Consider the following 385-nt stretch of genomic DNA (forward strand, 5'->3'; position numbering starts at 1 on the left):
ATCCCTATCGCGATCAGGACGAGCTATAGATTTGTTCCACCTCATTCTTCTGACCCCCATGGTGGGAAGGCCCAGTGCCGATCCCGGAGAGAAGCAAGACCCGCGAAAGACATCAAGGCCCCGGCGAAGTGGAAAGCTTGAAAGCGCTTGACTTCAAAACGCCGAATAGAGAAGCGCGACAAACCGGGAGAGAGGATGTCGCGCTCCGCCTTCAGCTTCGCCACTTCCTTGCGCAGCCGGTCGATCTCCTGCTGCTCAGGCTTCATCTGCCCATGGCCGGGAAACGCATGCTGCGGATCGGTCGACAACTCGCGCACCCATTTGCGCAGCACATTCTCGTGGAGATCGAGGTCGCGGGCAGCCTGGGCCACCGCAACGCCCCGAT

1 pseudogene is annotated in these 385 nt (G+C 60.0%); it reads right to left on the bottom strand.

The window, feature by feature from the left end:
* Positions 1-182: 182 nt before the first annotated feature.
* Positions 183-385: pseudogene (locus tag ACWGS9_RS35480) on the bottom strand (transposase); the annotation flags it as partial.

This window comes from Mesorhizobium sp. Arg314 (assembly GCF_053714275.1).